Genomic DNA, 18124 nt, shown 5'->3' with positions numbered 1-18124 from the left:
GAAATCCCCGTTCCGGCACCCGTTCCACGTTCGTAGGTTCGATCGCATGAGGTGCATGAGGTCAACCACCGGGAAACAGCCATGATCGAGGTCCGCGCACTCATGAAACGCTACGGAGACACCGTCGCCGTCGACGGACTCGGCTTCGAGGTCCGGCCCGGGGCGGTCACCGGCTTTATCGGGCCCAACGGGTCCGGGAAGTCCACCACCATGCGCATGATCATGGGCCTCGACCGCCCCGACACCGGCACCGCCCGCGTCAACGGCAGGCGCTACCAGGAGTTGAGCCGCCCGTTGCGTGAGGTCGGCGCCCTGCTGGAGGCCCGTACCTACCACCCGGGCCGCAGCGCGCGGAACCACCTGACCGCGCTGGCCGCCGGCAACGGCATCCCTCGCTCCCGTGTGGACGCGGTCCTGGCCACGGTCGGCCTCACCGACGTGGCACGCAAACGGGCCGGCGGCTTCACGCTCGGCATGTCGCAACGCCTCGGCATCGCGGCCGCACTGCTCGGGGACCCCGCCGTGCTGCTTTTCGACGAGCCCGTCAACGGCCTCGACCCGGAGGGCGTGCGCTGGATCCGTACGCTGATGAAGTCCCTTGCCGCGGAGGGCCGAACCGTCCTGTTGTCCAGTCACCTCATCAGCGAAATGGCGCTCACCGCCGACCACTTGATCGTCATCGGCCGGGGCCGGCTGCTCGCCGACACCAGCGTCGGCGAACTGACCGCGAACGGCCGCTCGTTGGAGGACCAAGCTCGGCCTACCGAGCTCCGAGGACGCGAACCGGAGGGTGCTGGCCGTTCTGCGGTATCTGGGGGCCTGAACGCCCGGTCGGGGTACCGGATTTCGACAACTTCGGTATTGGTATGGACCTGTCAATCATCGGCGGCTAGGCTCTGCCGGGCCACACTGAGAGCGCTCTCAGAGAACTCTGCTGTTCCACCCCCACCTCGTTGGAACGACGAAGGGCAATCTCCATGAGACGCACCAGATTCATGCGCGCGGGCCTGGCCGTGCTGCTCCTGCTCGGCGCCGGGGCGGCCGCGGGCACGGTTCCCGCCACCGCCGACGAGAAGGCGCCCGCCTCCGCCGGTCTCCTCGCCGCCATGCAGCGGGACTTCGGCCTCTCGCGCCAGCAGGCCGAGGCAAGGCTCGCCGCCGAGCGGCGGGCCACGGCTCTGGAGTCCAAGGTCCGCCGGACCGCGGGTACTTCGTACGGCGGCTCCTGGTTCGACGCCGCCGCGGGGACGTTGACCGTCGCCGTCACCCCCGACACCTCCGCCACCGCCCTCCGCGAGATACGCGCCACCGGCGCCACGGTCCGCACCGTCGCCCACAGCGCCCGGGAGCTGTCCGCCACCCAGGCCCGGCTCGACAGGTTTTCCGCACCGGACGCCGTCAGCAGCTGGCACGTCGACCCGAAGGCCAGCACGGTGGTGGTGAACGTCGTCGACGGCCGACAGGGTGACAACGATGTCCGGGAGTTCGTCGCCCGCGCACGGAAGGCGGGTCCCGTCACCGTGCGGAAGGTGGCCGCCGCGCCGGCCACCTTCGCCGCAGGAACCGTCGGCGGCGACCCCTACTACACCGGCAACGTCCGCTGTTCCATCGGCTTCTCGGTCTACGGCGGCTTCGTCACCGCCGGCCACTGCGACCAGCACACCGGCAGCGTCTACGGCTGGGACCGCAGTTACGTCGGCAACTTCCAGGGCTCGTCCTTTCCCGACAACGACTACGCCTGGGTCAACGTGGGCAGCGGCTGGTGGACCGTCCCCGTCGTGCTCGGCTGGGGCACCGTCTCCGACCAGCTCGTGCGCGGGTCGAACGTGGCGCCCGTCGGCTCCTCGATCTGCCGCTCGGGATCGACCACCCACTGGCACTGCGGCACGGTCCTCGCGATGAACGAGACCGTCAACTACAGTCAGGGCGCCGTGCACCAGATGACCAAGACCAGCGTCTGCGCCGAACCCGGCGACTCCGGCGGCTCGTTCATCAGCGGCGACCAGGCCCAGGGCGTGACCTCCGGCGGCTGGGGCAATTGCTCCAGCGGCGGCGAGACCTGGTTCCAGCCCGTCAACGAGATCCTCAACCGGTACGGCCTGACCCTGCACACCGCCTGAACGCCGGTGTGGGCCCGGCCGTCGGGCCGGGCCCACACCCGCTTCCGCTCAGGTGACGTCGGCCACCGAGAAGACCCCCGACCCGCTGACCCCGTACAGCACATCGCCCACCAGCAGCGGCGGCACCGAACTCGGCGACAGTTCCTCGAAGGAGCGGCCCGTGGTGTCGAAGGACGGATTGGTACGGCCGATCTCCTTCCCGGTCCTCGGATCGAGGGCCACGATGCTGGTGTCCGGCATCGTCACGTACAACCGGCCCGCGTGGTAGGCCGGTTCGCTGAAGACGCGCAGGTCGCGCGAGCTGGACCACAGCGGCTTGCCCTTCTTCACGTCGAGGGCGAGCAGGGTCTCGTTGCCGTAGTCGAAGAGGTACATGGTGTCGCCCTGCACCAGCGGCGGTGCCTCGGGCTCCACGCTCCACGGGAAGTCGATCCGGCGGGTCTTGCCGCTGCTGAGATCCTGGACGAAGAAGGCGGCGGACACGCCGGAGTCGTCCTCCCAGCGCGCGTAGTACGCCGTACCGTCGTGGACCGTCGCCAGCCACAGGTCGCCCTTCGGCGCGTCGACACTTGCCAGCGTTCTGCCGGTCCGCGTGTCGATGCGGGCGATGCCGCCTTCGCCGCCGCGCAGATCGGCGTAGAGCGTGTCCTTGGGGCCTTCGTAGAAGGGACTCGGCGAGGTGGAGGTCAACTCACGCCGCCACAACTCCTCGCCCGTGCGCGGCTCGTAGGCCGCATAACGTGCCGTGTCGGAAGGACCGAGCTCGTCCAGGCGCACGAGAAGCACCCCACCCAGCGCCTCGAACTCGCCGAGCGGGCCCTTCAGTTGCCACAGCCGCTCGCCGGTCCTTCCGTCGTAGGCGTCGACGCCCTGGGAGCGGTCCGCGCTGTACACGAACACCACGCCGTCATGGACGACGGGCTCGCGCACGGAGAAGCTGCTGACCTGCTTGCGGCTCATGGGCTTCGTCCACTCGACGTTCCCCGTCGCAGGGTTGAGCCGCAGCAGGGCGACCTGTTCGGAGGCGCAGAAGACGCCGAGTGCGTCCGGAGTGCACGAGGGGCCGACGCTCATCGACTGGTCCGTCCCGCCCGACCCCAGTGCGTTGTGCCAGGGCCTCCAGCCCGCCGGTGCCGTCCCGCTGGGCGTCGTCCGCGGAGCGAGAGCGTCGAACGCGTCGACCGTACTCGCCGGCTCGTCCTCCACCACGGCGACCGCGGCCGCCCCGGCCCCGCCGAGGAGTGCCACGACGGCGACGGCGGCCCACAGTTTCCTCCCGCGGCGCTTCCGCCGGACCGGCCCCACGTGACCGAGCGGCGAGGTCACCACATCCGTCGTCCGGATCTCCGGGGCGCGGGAGACCTCGTCGGCCGGTCTCCCGTCGGACAGTTCCTCCGGCAGACCCGTCAGCCGCTCCAGGACCTCGCTCGACGTCGGCCGGTCAGCGGGTTCCTTCGCCAGGCAGCGTGAGACCAACGGGCGCAGCTGCTCGGGCAGTTCACCCAGCCGGGGCTCGCCGTGCACGGTGTTGTACGCGGCCAGATAGGCGTTCTCCGCCTCGAAGGGGCTGTGCCCGGTGGCCGCGTACACGAGCACCGCGCCCAGCGAGAAGACGTCGACCGCGGAGCCGACCTCGTGCGGGCGGCTGAACTGTTCCGGTGCCATGAACGGCGGCGAGCCCATCACCATGCCGGTCTGGGTACGGACATCGCTGTCGGCCGCGCGCGAGATGCCGAAGTCGATGACGCGTACGGCCCCGTCGTCGCCCTCGCTCTCCAGCAGCAGCACATTGCTCGGCTTGAGGTCCCGGTGCACGACCTCCGCGCGGTGGATCTCCCGCAGGGCCTCGGCGAGTTCGGTGCCGAGGCGGCGCAGCGCGGGCCAGTCCAGCGGTCCCGACTCGTCGACGCGGTCCGCGAGTGTACGGCCCGGCACGAACGCCGTGGCCATCCAGGGCCGTTCCGCCTCCGGATCCGCGTCCACGACCGGTGCCGTGAACGCGCCGCTGACCCGGCGCGCGGCGGCGATCTCCTGCCGGAACCTGGCCCGGAACTCGGGGTTGTCGGCATACCGGGTGTGGACCACCTTGACGGCGACGGCCCGTCCCGACGCCGATCGGCCGAGATAGACGACACCCATGCCGCCGGTCCCGATCCGCGATTCGATCCGGTAGCCGCCGACAGACTCCGGATCGTTCTCGCGCAGGGTCACCGCGTCTCCTTCACCGCTTCTGGCCAGGACGGCTGCGGTCCGGACTCTTCTCTGGCAGGGACCCCTCACTCTAGAGGGGCGCCGGTCCGGGAGGGACATGGATCTCCACCTTGCCGACCGGCCGAACCCCACGGCATCACGGTTCTCAGGGGGAAAGAGAGGGGTCGATCCCGGCACCTGGCCCTATTCTGAGGAGGCATGAAGGGGGCTCGGGGCGGGAGTGCGTTCGGTGAAGTACCGGAATCCGAGGGATCGTTCGGTCCACTTGTTGTCGCCGGACAGCCGATGTACCTGAGGGCGGCGCACGTCGACCTCCCCGCGGAGAACCCCGATCCGACGGTGCTGCCCACGATCACGCTGCTGGGACGCGGCTGGGACACCGGCGGTGATCCGGGGGAACTGCCGCTGCTCCCCGGGCAGTTGCTCGCGGGCCAGTACCGGCTGATCCGGCCCCTCGGCTACGGCGGCATGGGCGAGGTCTACCTCGCGTTCGACACCAAGGTCGACAACCGCGAGGTCGCCATCAAGATCCTGCACCCGGAACAGGCGGCGGCCGCGGCGGGCGCGCTGGCCCGGGAGCGGCGGGCCCTTGTCGACCTCGGCCACGACGACATCATCCGTGTCTTCAACTACGGTCACCACCCCGAGGTCGGTGACTTCCTCGTCCTGCAGTACGTGGACGGGCTCACGCTGGAGGAGGTGCGGGCGCGGGCCGAACTGAACCCCGGGGAGTTCGGCGGCCACCGCTTCCACGAGTTCGTGCTCGCCTACGGTGTGCGGATCCTGTCCGCCCTCGCGTATCTGCACGCCGACCGGCCCAGCAAGGTCTACGGCGATCTGAAGCCGGACAACGTCATGCACGACGGCACCACGACGAAGATCATCGACGTGGGCAGCGTACGCCCGGTCGGGGCGCCGGGCATGACCACGAAGGGCTTCAGCGCACCGACCGTGGGACCGAACGGCGAGTCCAGGGAGCAGGACGACCTCTTCAGCCTGGGGGAGACCCTGCGGCGGCTGAGCGGACTCGGTAGGTCGGCGGCGGATCTTGCGCGGCTGGGGGACCTGGGGACGCTGGGCGGGGCGGCGGGGGCGGATGCGGATGCGGCGAGTGCGTCGGCTGTCGAGGCGGCGCCGGCCGCCGCAGAGGCCTCACCCGCGAGCGACGAGGCACGGGCCGCCGGGGAGACCTCGGCCGCGGGCGAAACACCGGGAGCCCAGGGGGTGCTGGTCACTGGCGGGACGTCGGGTGTCGCCCGGGCCTCGGGTGCCGAGGGGCCACTGGGCGTCGGTGAGACGGCAGGTGGGGGGCAGACCTCGGCCGCTGAGGTGGCGTCGGGCGTCGAGGGGGCCTCGGGTGGTGGGGAGGCGTTGGGTGCTGCCGGGGCCTCGGGTGCTGAGGGGGTGCTGGGCGTCGGTGAGACGGTGGGCTGGGGCCAGACGTCAGGCGTCGCTTGGACGGCTGGTGCCAAGGAGGCGTTGGGTGCCGCCCGGGCATCGGGCGCCGAGGCGGCGCTTGAGGTCGGCGCGACAGCGGACGTTGGCCCGACACCAGGTTCCGTCCGGATGTCAGGGGTCGGGGAGTTCTCGGGTGGCGCGGAGACACTGGGCCTCGCTCAGGGGTCGGGCACCGGGGATTCATCGGGTGCTGATGAGGCGTCGGACGCCAAGCAGAAGTCGGGCGCCGAGGCGGCGCTTGAGGTCGGCGCGACAGCGGACGTTGGCCCGACACCAGGTTCCGTCCGGACGTCAGGGGTCGGGGAGTTCTCGGGTGGCGCGGAGACACTGGGCCTCGCTCAGGGGTCGGGCACCGGGGATTCATCGGGTGCTGATGAGGCGTCGGACGCCAAGCTGAGGTCGGGCGGCGAGGGGGCACCGGGCGTCGGGGAGACAGCGGGTGCCGTTCACGGAGCGGGTGCCGAGGGCGCTCTGGACGGCGGTGAGACAGCCGCCGTGGCTCGGACGTCGGGTGTCGGGGACGCACCGGACATCGGCGGCAACGCGTTTGTCCCCGGGGCGGCGCACGCTGACGCGGCGGAGTCGCGCCTGGGTGGTGGAAGATCGTCTGCCCGAGTGCCGCAGCCGGCCAGGGAATCATGGGCACCCGAGGACGCCACCGCCCCCGTGCCCCGTGGCCTCGGTCTGCTCTCCCTCGCCCGTGTCCTGCACCGCGCGACCTTGAGCGAGCCCGCCGGACGGTTCGCCGACGCGCGCGAGATGGACCAGCAACTACGTGGCGTGTTCCGTGAGTTGAGGTCACTGCGCACCGGTACCGAGACCTTCGAACCCTCACCGCTCTTCCTCCAGTCCCCGTACGCCCTCGACGGCGCCCTCGGCTCCGCGCCACCCCTCGCCCACTGGGCCGCCCCCGACGCCCCCTCCCCGTTCGACCCGCCCCCTCCCACCGAGGTCGCCCAGCGCCTGCCCGTCCCGCGCCCCGACCCGCGCGACGAGCACCACGCCGAGCTGAGCAGGCTCGCCGACGCCGCCCCCGAGGCCCTGCTCCAGCACATCGGCGACTGGCGGGACTCCACGGAGGTCCATCTGCTGCGCTGCCGGCTGCGGTTGCGGAACCCGGCCGACGGACCCGGGGCCGCCGAACGGGAACTGCGGGCAGCCGAGGCACGGATCGGCCCCCGCCGCGCCCCGTACGACTGGCGGCTGGACTGGCACCACGGCCTGCTCGCGCTCGCCCGGGAGCAAGTCGTCGCGGCCCGGCGGCACTTCGACCGGGTGTACGCGGCCATCCCGGGTGAGTACGCGCCCAAGCTGGCCCTCGGCCACTGCGCGGAACGCCTCGGACGCCGGCACGAGGCCCTGACGTTCTACGAGGCGGTCGGGCTGCGGAACCCCTCCCTGGGCAGCGCGGCCTTCGGCGCGGCACGGGCCCGCCTCGCGCTGGGCGGCGAAACGGCGCGCGAGGAGGCCGTACGCGAACTGGACGCCGTACCACAGCACTCGCGGCACCGGACCGCCGCGCGTACCGCGGCCGTGCGGATCGGTATCGAGTACGTGCGGACGGGCGAGTGCGACCACCAGGCGCCGCAGCGGTTGGGCGAGGTGCTGGGGCGCCTGGCTCTGCTCTTCCACGCGCACGGCCTGACCGACGAGGAGGCCAGGGTCCGGATGACCGTCGAGGCCTGGGAGGCCGTACAGGGTGCCCTCGCGCGCGGTGCCCTCGACGCGGCAGGCCTCGCGGCGCTGTCCGCCGGCGCGGACCCCCGACTCGGCCTCCCGCCCGACGAACACGGCCTGCGGGAGGACCTCTCGCGCCGCTATGTCACCCTCGCCCACCAGGCCGCCCGCTCCACCGCCCCCGAGGACGCGGCCGTGGCCGAGATCCTCCTGGACCGCGCCTACGAGGTCCGCCCGCTCGCCTTCCGACACCACAGGGACAGCCCATGGCTCGGCAAGAGAGTCGCCCACTGGCTCCGGACGATCGCTTACGCGCCCTCGCACAGGACACCCTCCGCCTCACGCGGGCCGTCGCCGCCGTAACCACCGAACTCGCCCGCCGCGTCCTCCGCTACGCCTGGCCCTCCACCGCGGGCCACCGCAACCGCGCCTACCTGCGGGACCGGCTCTTCGCGCTGCCGCTGCTGGCCGTGGTGGCCTTCGGTGCGCTCGGCTGGGCCTACGCGGGCGTGCGCGCCGACTCCGCCTACATCCGGGAACGCGCGGCGCCCGCGCTGGTCGACCTCGCGGACGCCCGGGCCTCGCTGCTCATCGCGCAGGGTGAGGCCCAGCGGAACCTCGACGAGGGGCGCGCGGCGGAACTCAGCGGGCTCAGCGAGCGGTACCGGACCAGGATCGCCCGCGCCACGCAGAGCCTGAACCAGGTCACCCGCAGCGGAGCCCTCACCGTCGCCGAGGAACAGGAACTGCGGGTCGTGTCCGCGCTGGTCGTCGACTACACCAGCTGGATCGGCCGGGCCCAGGGCCATGCCACCGATCCGGTCCTGCGCGATGCCGACTTCACCTACGCGCGCAGCATGCTCTGCTCGCAGGCCCTCGCCCCGACCACCGACAACCCTTATCCCGCCTGCCCGCCGGCCGCCGGTTCCGCCGCCACCTCGATCGTCGACCGGGTGACCGGCCTGGAGGGGCGCCTGCGCGCGCGGCTCGCCGACCGGGCCGCCTGGGGCGCGGGCACGATCACCGCGACGGTGATCGCCGCGCTCGCCTTGGCCCTGCTCGCCGCCGGGCTGTGGCGGACGGTGTCCTTCCTGCGCCGTCGCTTCCGGATCCGGCTGAGCATCCCCCTCGCGGCCGCCGCCCTGCCGCTGCTCGCGGTGCCGTTCCTGACGGCCGACGCCCTGCTTGCCCTGGACGCCCAGCACGAGACCGTCCCCGTCGCGGACGCGCTGGCCGAGCGGACCTCCCCGAAGACGGAGACGGTCGCCGAGGAACGCCCCTTCGCCGGACCGGACCCGCAGGCCATCGAGACGCTCCAGGCCCGGATCGACGACGGCCTCGCCGACGGGCGGCTCGCCTTCCTCGACGGCATCGCCCCGTTCGTGTTCCCCGCGGGCCTGACCGCCGCAGCCGTGATCGCCGGTGCCCTGCACGCCTACCGCCGCGAATACCTCGTCGTCACCCGCCCGGGAGCCGTCGCATGAGGCATCGCACGAGCCGTCGTACGAGCGCTCTCCTGCGCGTCCTTCTCGCGGCCTGTCTGCTCGCCCTCGGCCCCGGCTGCGGGTCCGAGAGCCGCGACCCGCTGGTCGTCCTCGGCCCCTGGACCGGCGAGGAGGGAAGGGCCTTCGAAGCCGCCCTCGACAAACTGGACGACGGGACCGGGCGGACGTACACCTACGAGGGCACCCGCTCGCTCCGCGAGACGCTCGTCTCGCAGCTGGAGGCCGACGACCCGCCGGACGTGGCGGTCCTCAACAGCATCGGCGAACTCACCGAGTACGCCCGCCGCGACAAGCTGAAGCCCCTCGCCGAGGCGAGCGCCGAGCGCGCCTATCCGCCGTGGGCGCCGACCCTGCTGGTGGACAGCAGGCGGCGCACGTACTGGGTGCCACTGAAGGTCGACCTCAAGAGCCTCGTGTGGAGCAAAAGGGGCGCCCCGAGCGAACGGCCCACCTGGTGCGTGGGTCTCGCCTCGCAGGCCACCTCCGGCTGGCCCGGCACCGACTGGATCGAGGACCTGGTGCTCCATCAGGCGGGCCCCACCGTCTACACCGAATGGGCCACGGGCCGCCTGGACTGGCGCGACCCGGCCGTCGAGCGTGCCTGGACCAGCTGGGCGCGGCTGCTCGGCAAGCGCTCACCGGCGTCGGTCGAGCGGTCCCTGACCACGTCGTTCGAGGGCGTGTCCGACCCGCGGGGAGAGCCGCGCGGCCTGCTCGACTCGCCCGGCGTCGACTGCACGCACGAACACCAGAGCGCCTTCATCCGGTACGTCTACGCGGGCGACGACGTGACCGTGGAACCGTCGGCCCGCTATCTGGACGGACAGTCCGCGTACCGGGACGCCTTCGAGGTCGCGGGCGACATGGCTGCCGTGTTCAGCGACGACCCGGACGCCCAGGAACTCGTGGAGCGGCTCTCGAGCCCGGCCGGACGGGAGCGCTGGCGGGCGCAGGCGGCTCCTGCGGTACGGCCGCTGTTCCCGGACTCGGCCGGACTGTCGCCGCCGGCCTCCGCGACTCCGGTCGAGCGGGAGATCGACTCTCTGCTCACCACCCGCGCCCGCACCCTCTGCTTCGACGCCTCCGACGTGATGCCGCCCGAACTCCGAGACGCCTTCCACCGGGCGGTCCTGGAGTTCTTCCGTGACCCGACCCAGCGGCAACTCGATTCGCTGCTCCAGCAGTTGGAGACCGTACGCGTCCAGGTGAACACGGACTCGGGCACCGACCGAACCTTCCGCCCACCGCAGGACATCTGCGCGTGAGCGGTCCGCCTCGGTCCCGCCCGCGTCGTGGCGGAGCGCACGGCCGACGGCCTGACCTGACATGGTGGTGTCATGTGCTGGAGCGCGACAGCGGATCTCGTGGCGGGCACGGCCATCGCCTCCGTCGGGGCGGTCTGCGTGGCCCGGACCCGCCGCGCCGGGGATCTGCCCCTCGCCACGCTGCCCCTGCTGCTCGGCGCCCATCAACTGGTGGAGGCACAGATCTGGCGCACCGGCGGAGGGACCGGCGCGGCCACTGTCGCCTGGGCCGTCATCGCGCTGCCCGTGCTCGCGGTGTGGGTGCCGGTGGGCGTGTGGTGCGCGGTCCCACGCCGAACCGGACGCCGGGTGACGGCGGTCGTGGCGGTGGGCGCGGTGACCGCCGCCTTCCTCGCGCACACTCTCGTCACCCGCCCCGTCCGGGCCGAGGTCCGTGGCCACACCATGGCCTACGTCATCGGACTGCCCCACGCGGAACTGCTCGTCGCGGGCTACCTGATCGCCACCGTCGGCGCACTGCTGCTCTCCGGCGACCGCCGCCTCACGGCACTGGGAATCCTGACCGGGGCGGGCACGCTGGTGTGCTGGCTGCTGTGGCGGCTGGAGTTCGTGTCGACCTGGTGCGCGCTGGCGGCAATCAGCTCGGTGGTCCTGTACGGATGGGTGCGCACACGTCCCGCGCCGAGGCCGGTTCTGCCCGCGTGGGACGCCCGGCACTGATCAGTGCGCGCGGCGGTCCCGGGCCGCCCGCCTTTCGTCGTCACCGGGGTCAGGTCGCCGACATGATCATGCCGGCCGCGACGCCGACCAGTGAGGCGACCGCCAACGAGCGACTGCTCGGCGGCCAGGCGATCACCGTGGTCACCTCCGGCGCGTCGACGACGGGCACCGCGACGTGTTCGGGCCACTGCCAGGCACGGCTGGAGGCAGGGATGACGAGCAATGTCCTGCCGAGCGCCACGAGTTGAGCGAGCTGAGACTGGGTGCGCACCTCGGGTCCTGGCCCGTCGGGGTAGGACCCGTCGAGCCGGGGCCAGCGAGCGATCGGCAGGTCCGGCACATCCTGGACGTCCGCCAGCGTGAGCTCGGCGCGTGACGCGAGCCAATGCCCGGCGGGCACGATCGCGACCTGGCCTTCGACGTAGAGGTCTTCGGAGTCGAACCCGGCGAGGTCGTCGTAAGGGTGATGCATGAGTGCCACGTCGGCGTGTCCGTCGCGGAGCAGCTGTGCCTGCTCGCCGACCTCGCACAGAAGGATCTCGATCGGTGGCGCCTCCGGTTCGCCCGCCACCGTGTCGAGGAGCTGCCGCAGCACTTCGTGGGACGCCCCGGCCTTGGTCGCGAGCACCAGCGGCCGCTTCGGGTCACCGGCACGCCGCGTTCGGCGCGCGGCGGCAGCGACCGCGTCCAGGGCCGCTCCGGCCTCCCGGAGCAGCACGCCGCCGGCATCGGTGAGCGCGACTCCGCGCCGGTCCCGGTCGAGGAGCCGGACACCGAGCCGCCGCTCCAGCCTCGCGATCGCGCGGGAGAGCGGCGGTTGCGCGATCCCGAGCCGACCGGCGGCGCGTCCGAAGTGCAGTTCCTCGGCGACGGCGACGAAGTACCGAAGCTCGCGGGTCTCGAGATCGTCCACACGGACAGCCTACCGACTGATACCCGGCGAGTATCACAGTGCACCGGTTCGATATTGGACGGCGCATGACCGGCTCGCCCAGCATGAATCGCGTGAACGACATGAAGACCGCGCTGGTCACCGGCGCGAACAAGGGAATTGGTTTCGCCATCGCACAGGGTCTCGGGACCCTCGGCTTCACGGTAGCGGTAGGAGCTCGCGACAACGACAGGCGCGAGCAGGCCGTCAAGGAACTGCAGGCCGCGGGCGTCGACGCGTTCGGGGTCGCCCTCGACGTCACCTCCGACGACAGCGTCGCCGCCGCGGCGGCGACCGTCGAACAGACGGCAGGGCGTCTCGACGTACTCGTCAACAACGCGGGCGTCTCCGGCGCCATCGAAGGCGGCACGCAGGATCCGACGACGCTCGACCTCGAGGTCGTCCGCACCGTCCTCGACACCAACGTCCTCGGGGTCGTCCGGGTGACGAACGCGATGCTCCCGCTGCTCAGCCGAGCGAACTCGCCGCGCATCGTCAACGTGTCGAGCAGCATGGGCTCGTTGACGCTGCAGACCGGACCGATCATGGCCGCCTACGCACCGTCGAAGTCGATGCTCAACAGCGTCACGGCGCAGTACGCCCGCAGGCTCACCGGTACGAACGTCATCGTCAACGCCTGCTGCCCCGGCTATGTGGCGACCGACTTCACCGGGTTCAACGCGCCGCGGACGCCCGAGCAGGGCGCGGCGATCGCCGTCCGGCTCGCCACCCTGCCGGACGACGGACCGCGTGGCGGCTTCTTCGACGACGAGGGCGTCGTCCCCTGGTGACCCGGACGGACGGTGGCGGCAGCGACAGTGCCAGCCCCGCCGTCCCTCCCGTCCGGCGCCGGGTCGCGTCGCCGACCGGGAACATCTCCGTGGCGCGCCTGACGGTCGCGGCCCGGCACTTCGGAGGTGCCGGACCCGATGCCCATCGGCCGCCCGCTCGACGGCATGTGCGCCTACGTCCTCGGCGGCGCCCTGAGACCGGCTCCGCCCGCCACGCTCACCTGTTCCGCCGCCGACCAGCGCAGGCGGCTCAGGCGGGCGGTCTCCCCGAGCTCTCCCGGACCACCAGTTCCGGCACGGAGACCGGACGCGGGGCGACCGGCGCCGACTCCTCCAGTACGCCATGCAGCAGGGCGAACGCGGCTCGGCCGAGGCCCGTGAAGTCCAGACGTACGGTCGTGAGGGACGGCGTCAGATAGGCGGAGTGCGGGGCGTCGTCGAACCCGGCCACGCTGACCTCGCCCGGCACCGGGCGGCCGGCCTCGTGCAGGGCGCGCAGCACACCGAGGGCGAGGTCGTCGTTGCCGCACAGGACCGCGGTGACGGACGGATCCCGGGCGAGTTCCAGGCCCGCCGCGTGGCCGCCGACGGGGCCCCAACCGCCCTGCAGGGGAGGGGGTTCCGGAGCGCCCGCCTCTTGCACTGCCTGGCGCCAGCCGTCGGTGCGGGCGCTGGTGCGACGGGTGCTGGAGGGAATGGCGACGTAGTGCACGGTCTCGTGACCCAGGGACAGCAGATGCCGGGTCATCTCGTAGGCGGCCTCGCGGTCGTCGGTCCACACCCATGGCCGGTCGCCCGTGGGGTCGCTCGCCGGGGTCTCGACCACGCCGACGACCGGCAGCCCGGCCGGGACCGCCTCAAGGGCCCGGACGCCCGCGGGGTCGTACGCGATCACGATCAGTCCGCCGCCCGCGTCCGCGGCACGCTGCACCTCCACGGTGACGGCGGCCTCGTCGGCCGATTCGAGGACGCCCACACCCACCGAGTAGCCTGCCGCGCGGGCTGCCTCCTCGACGCCCTGGAGGATCGAGGCGTAGCCGTAGTGCGTGGTGTTGGCGGTGAGCACGGTAACGGCCCTGCTGCGGCCCCTGGCCAGAGCCAGCGCGGTGGCGTTGCGCCGGAAGCCCAGCTCGTCGATGGCGGCGAGCACCCGCTCCCGCGTCGACTGCTTGACACTGGCGTGGCCGTTGATCACCCGGCTGACGGTCTGGTAGGAGACGCCGGCGGCCGCGGCGACATCCCGGATACTCGCCGAACCACGAGTGTGACCGGTCACATTCATCCCAGGATTGTGGCCGGTCACCAGCGGATCGTCAAGAGAACGTGGGTTGGGTGAGCCGGCGGTTCGAACCCCGTCAACGGGGCCGGTACGCCCTCGGCAGCGGCATGCCGCGGTCGGCCATGATCTGCCGTACGCGGTTCGGGTAGTTGGTGATGATGCCGTCCACGCCCATGTCCATGAGTGCCTCCACGGTGGCGGGGTCGTCACAGGTCCACGGGATGACCTTCAGGCCCCGGGCGTGCGCCTCCCGGACCATCGTCCGGTCGGCGTAGAAGCGGAAGTCGGGGTCGCCGACCTTGCCGCTCTGCGGGAAGCCGTAGTTGGGGGAGAGGGCCCTCACGCCGGGGATCGTGGCGGCCGCCCTGACGAAGTCGCCGCCGTAGTCGTCGGCGTCGATCCCGCCGAGCCACGGGGACGCACCCGGCAGGCCGACCTGGAGGAAGTCGTAGTTGGTGAGCGCGATCAGGGGCCACTTCGGGGCCAGCTGGTGCATCGCCTTCAGCGCGCCCCAGTCGAAGGACTGGATGGTGACCTGGTTCTCGATGCCCGAGCGGTGGATCTCCTCGTGGACCCGCCGTACGAACAGCGCACGCGGCGCGGTCTGTTCGGGCGCGCCCGCCTCGACCTTCGTCTCGATGTTCAGCTTGACCCGCTTGGCGCGGTAGCTCTTGACCAGGTTCAGGACGTCCTTCAACTCGACCATCCGGAAGCCCTTGACCACCTCCTGCTCCGGGAAGCCGGGCAGTTGCTGATAACCGCAGTCCATGGTCTTGATCTGAGCCAGCGTCAGATCCTTGATGTACTTGCCGACATACGGATACATCGGGTCACCGGCCGTCAACGGTCCCGTGTCACGGCACTTGACCGCGCTGATCTGCCGGTCGTGGTTGACGACGACCTTCCGGTCCCTGGTGACATGTGTGTCCAGCTCCAGCGTGGACACCCCGAGGCGCATCGCCTTGCCGAAGCCCTCCAGGGACTCCTCGGTCGTCATGCCGATGCCACCGCGGTGGGCCTGGAGGTCGAAGTGCGGTTTGGGCTTCGGCGGTTGGTGGCCGTCGTACGCCGTCGCGGGCGTGGCGGCCGACAGCGCGAGCACCGGCACCAGCGCCAGCCCGGCGAGGACACGTCTTGCGGACATCGACACCTCACTCCTATGGGTCGGGACGCCCCACAGACGCTAGTGAGGACGCGCGCCGGTTCAACCCCTCGGACGTGATCCCGCCGTGAATGTCCGAGGAACGCCGTCCCTGCCGGCGGTAGGGGACGAGGTGGATCTCCCTGATCCGTTGTGAAGGTTGTTCCAGAGGGCCGCAGTTGGGCCTCCGGGCTGTCTGGCGTGACGGACGCCTGTAAGGCCCCTGGCTGACGAGGCCTCCCGATAGAGCGGCGCCGTCACGGTGGTGGGTTTCACGTGGCATGCGGGCGCCGGGCAGATGCCTGGGAATCTCCCTGGCCGTGAGGCCTCACGAGAGAGCGGCGCGGTTCCGGCGTCTCCACGTCCCGTGAAACCCACCGTCGTATGTCGTTCGTTGTCGTCGTGGCGCGAGCCCTCCGCAGGGCGACCTCCTGTCCACCTCCGCGAGCCGCGAGCTCTGGCGCAGACAGAGGCCCCTGGGGTGCGCTGGTGTCGCGAACGGCTACCGAGATGGAGGACCGATCGAGTCCTGGGATTAGGACGCCGCGTGACCCGCATGAGCTCGTGACCTGTGAAAACAACTAGAGGATGGGTGAACGTGTGACTGTGTTCTGCGGGATCGACTGGGCAGAGAGGCATCACGACGTCGCGCTGGTCGACGAGGCTGGCGAACTACTGGTCAAGCGGCGGATCAGCGATGATGCGGCCGGCTACCGGATTCTGCTGGAGCTCCTGGCCGAGCATGGTGACAGTCGCGAGTCGCCGATACCTGTGGCCATCGAGACAAGCCGTGGCCTGCTCGTGGCAGTCCTGCGGACCGGCAGTCGCAGGGTCTTCGCGATCAACCCGCTTGCCGCCTCCCGCTACCGTGACCGCCACGGCGTGTCCCGCAAGAAGTCAGACCCAGGCGACGCTCTCGTGTTGGCGAACATCCTCCGAACCGACATGGCCGTGCACCGGCCGCTGCCAGCGGACTCCGACCAGGCCCAGGCCATCGCGGTGCTGGCTCGGGCTCAGCAGGACGCCGTCTGGAACCGTCAGCAGATCGGCAACCAGATCCGCTCCCTGCTGCGCGAGTACTACCCCGCTGCCCTGGATGCCTTCCTGGCCAAGCAGGGCGGGCTGGCCCGCGAGGAGGCCCGCATCATCCTGGCCAAGGCGCCAACGCCGGCGGAAGGCGCGCGGCTGTCTCTGAGCCAGCTGCGCTCCGCCCTCAAGCGCGCCGGTCGCGTCCGAGGTGTTGAGGAAGAAGCTGACCGCCTGCGCGGTGTCCTGCGGGCCGAGTACGCTCACCAGCCCGCTGCTGTCGAGAACGCCTTCGGCAGGCAACTTCTCGCTCTGCTCAAGCAGTTCGAGGCAGCCTGCCAGGCCAGTGACGACCTTGCCGAAGCAGTTGATGCCAGCTTTCACGAGCATCCCGATGCCGAGATACTCCTGAGCTTCCCGGGCCTCGGTGTCCAGCTCGCCGCACGCGTTCTCGCCGAGACCGGCGACGACCGCAACCGCTTCTCCGACGCCCGCGGACTGAAGGCATACGCCGGATCCGCACCGATCACCCGCGCCTCCGGCAAGAAGCACTACGTGGGACGCCGCATGGTCAAGAACAACCGACACCACCACGCCGGCTATCTGTGGGCTTTCTCCTCCCTGCGCTCATCTCCCGGAGCCCAGGCCCACTACCGTCGCCGACGCGACATCGGCGACTGGCACGCACAAGCTCAGCGACACCTGTTCAACCGCCTGCTCGGACAGCTGTTCCACTGCCTCCAAAAGCGAGCTCTCTTCGACGAAGAACGTGCCTTCAATCCGCCCGTGCCCTCATCAACGGCAGCTGCTACTTGACTTCTTCAGGTCCCGAGATGTCTCTCGTGGAGTGGCCCGGCACACAGCGGCGCCTGTGCCGCATCGCCGGCGACAGCTCGGCCCCGCCCAGGTGGTGCTCCGTACCGGGACGCGCAGATGCCTGCCGTGCACCAGCGAGTCCTCGCCCGGGGGCCCGGGCCCGCTCGGCGCGCTCTTCGACGTCGGCGACGGACTGCGCGCGGCGGACGGGCCGTCTTCGTCGTGCACGTGAACGGGCGGGAAGGCGATGGGCACGACCTCGAAGTGGCCGCCATGCCGCCGTGCGGCCAGTTCGAGGGCGCGTCTGCCGGAGACAACCGCGCCGGTCGCTGGACACGGCCTCGCCCTCTTGGCACCCGGGCCCTGTGAGATTGCCCGGCCCCCGCGAACACACCGCCCGGTCGTCAGGGCGTAGGAATGCCCGCCGGGCGTGCCGGACGGCCGAGGCGGACCGGGACGCCGGGGGAGTACAGGACGCTGACCGGGGCGTCGGTCGGGGCGGGCAGACCGGCCGCGGTGACGAGGTCCTGCTCGCAGGTGAGCAGTTCGGCACGGTACAGGGGCCAGCGCGGATGGTCGTTGGGCAGGTAGGCCAACGGCTCGGGGCCGCCGAGGAAGGCGTTGTGCATGCCCCAGCGGGCGGTGAGGAAGTGCTCCAGGTCGGTCGGCTCCCCGATGGGTTCACCGGTCCGTACCGTGATCAGGCTGCGGGCGCCGCGCGGGCCGGGCCAGCGGCGTGAGCTGGTGTAGGTGACGGTGTCCCCGGCCGTGCGGACGCTCATCCGGGACCAGAGATACGGCAGCCGGAAGCCGACGCGTCCCATCACCACCGGGATCAGCCGGGAGGCGTCCATCGAGCGGAACACCACGCCACGCCGCCCGTGCGCGTCCACCGAGTACAGCCGCACGTTGGTCTCCGGGAAGGTCCCGAGATACGGCACCCCCGGCAGCCCCAGCCAGCCGACCCGGTGCATTCGGAACGCGACAAGGCCGACGTACGTCAGCCCGTCGTGTGTGTCGGGGACCGTGCCACGCGGCAACAGCCCTGCCACGACCGCCGGTTCGACGCCCCAGTGGATGAAGGCGAGGTCGAGCCACTGCTGGGTGAGGAGCGGGGCCCGTATGAGGGCGGGGGCGTCCGGGGTGACGGGAGCGGGGTTCGGCACGAGGTCCAGGGTGGCAGA

At 71.4% G+C, this 18124-nt stretch carries 13 protein-coding genes; 8 read left to right on the top strand and 5 right to left on the bottom strand.

The features are described 5' to 3' along the window. Nucleotides 1-81: 81 nt before the first annotated feature. Together QF027_RS05500 and QF027_RS05495 are read left to right on the top strand one after the other, a co-directional pair. Nucleotides 82-981: an ABC transporter ATP-binding protein gene (locus tag QF027_RS05500; protein WP_306985453.1), complete on the top strand. Its 900-nt coding sequence runs from the start codon at nt 82-84 to the stop codon at nt 979-981. After that, nucleotides 978-2120, top strand: a complete 1143-nt coding sequence (locus QF027_RS05495; protein WP_306985454.1) for a S1 family peptidase — start codon at nt 978-980, stop codon at nt 2118-2120. Before QF027_RS05500 ends, QF027_RS05495 begins: the two co-directional genes overlap by 4 nt. A gap of 48 nt (nt 2121-2168) precedes the next feature. On the opposite strand, the gene QF027_RS05490 is transcribed toward QF027_RS05495, so the two are convergent. Beyond that, complete coding sequence (locus QF027_RS05490) at nt 2169-4331, bottom strand: serine/threonine-protein kinase (protein WP_307073026.1); 2163 nt, start codon at nt 4329-4331, stop codon at nt 2169-2171. Nucleotides 4332-4616: 285 nt separating this feature from the next. Between QF027_RS05490 and QF027_RS05485 the strand changes: the two genes are divergently transcribed. From QF027_RS05485 to QF027_RS05470, 4 genes are all read left to right on the top strand, one after another. Continuing rightward, on the top strand, nt 4617-7829 hold the full coding sequence (locus tag QF027_RS05485) for a tetratricopeptide repeat protein (RefSeq protein WP_307073024.1): 3213 nt from the start codon (nt 4617-4619) through the stop codon (nt 7827-7829). Next, nucleotides 7733-8950: a hypothetical protein gene (locus QF027_RS05480; RefSeq protein WP_307073022.1), complete on the top strand. Its 1218-nt coding sequence runs from the start codon at nt 7733-7735 to the stop codon at nt 8948-8950. The genes QF027_RS05485 and QF027_RS05480 overlap by 97 nt, the downstream gene beginning before the upstream one ends. Then, nucleotides 8947-10236: an alpha-glucoside ABC transporter substrate-binding protein gene (locus QF027_RS05475; RefSeq protein ID WP_307073020.1), complete on the top strand. Its 1290-nt coding sequence runs from the start codon at nt 8947-8949 to the stop codon at nt 10234-10236. Before QF027_RS05480 ends, QF027_RS05475 begins: the two co-directional genes overlap by 4 nt. Nucleotides 10237-10308: 72 nt before the next feature. Then, entirely contained in the window at nt 10309-10956 is a 648-nt protein-coding gene (locus QF027_RS05470; protein WP_307073018.1) for a DUF6629 family protein, read from the top strand. A gap of 49 nt (nt 10957-11005) precedes the next feature. On the opposite strand, the gene QF027_RS05465 is transcribed toward QF027_RS05470, so the two are convergent. Beyond that, complete coding sequence (locus tag QF027_RS05465; RefSeq protein ID WP_307073016.1) at nt 11006-11869, bottom strand: LysR family transcriptional regulator; 864 nt, start codon at nt 11867-11869, stop codon at nt 11006-11008. An 83-nt stretch (nt 11870-11952) separates the two neighbouring features. Here QF027_RS05465 and QF027_RS05460 point away from each other — a divergent pair, with 83 nt between their 5' ends. Then, a complete protein-coding gene (locus QF027_RS05460) occupies nt 11953-12678 on the top strand; it encodes an SDR family oxidoreductase (protein WP_307082283.1) in 726 nt (241 codons plus the stop codon). Between the two features lie 250 nt (nt 12679-12928). On the opposite strand, the gene QF027_RS05455 is transcribed toward QF027_RS05460, so the two are convergent. Together QF027_RS05455 and QF027_RS05450 are read right to left on the bottom strand one after the other, a co-directional pair. Then, nucleotides 12929-13960, bottom strand: a complete 1032-nt coding sequence (locus tag QF027_RS05455) for a LacI family DNA-binding transcriptional regulator (RefSeq protein WP_307073014.1) — start codon at nt 13958-13960, stop codon at nt 12929-12931. A 73-nt stretch (nt 13961-14033) separates the two neighbouring features. Next, nucleotides 14034-15101 carry a glycerophosphodiester phosphodiesterase family protein gene (locus QF027_RS05450; RefSeq protein WP_307073011.1) on the bottom strand — a complete coding sequence of 356 codons (1068 nt, stop codon included), beginning with the start codon at nt 15099-15101 and terminating at the stop codon, nt 14034-14036. Between the two features lie 585 nt (nt 15102-15686). Between QF027_RS05450 and QF027_RS05445 the strand changes: the two genes are divergently transcribed. After that, nucleotides 15687-16940 carry an IS110 family transposase gene (locus QF027_RS05445; RefSeq protein WP_307073009.1) on the top strand — a complete coding sequence of 418 codons (1254 nt, stop codon included), beginning with the start codon at nt 15687-15689 and terminating at the stop codon, nt 16938-16940. A gap of 404 nt (nt 16941-17344) precedes the next feature. Here QF027_RS05445 and QF027_RS05440 read toward each other — a convergent pair whose 3' ends face one another. Further along, the gene (locus tag QF027_RS05440) at nt 17345-18106 is read right to left on the bottom strand and encodes a YqjF family protein (protein ID WP_306986807.1); all 762 of its coding nucleotides are present in this window, start codon (nt 18104-18106) and stop codon (nt 17345-17347) included. Between the last annotated feature and the right edge of the window lie 18 nt (nt 18107-18124).

The sequence above is a fragment of the Streptomyces canus genome, assembly GCF_030816965.1.
GTDB lineage: Bacteria > Actinomycetota > Actinomycetes > Streptomycetales > Streptomycetaceae > Streptomyces > Streptomyces canus_E.
The sequence above is the reverse complement of the archived record's forward strand: the minus strand, read 5'-3'. Positions and strand labels throughout refer to the sequence as shown.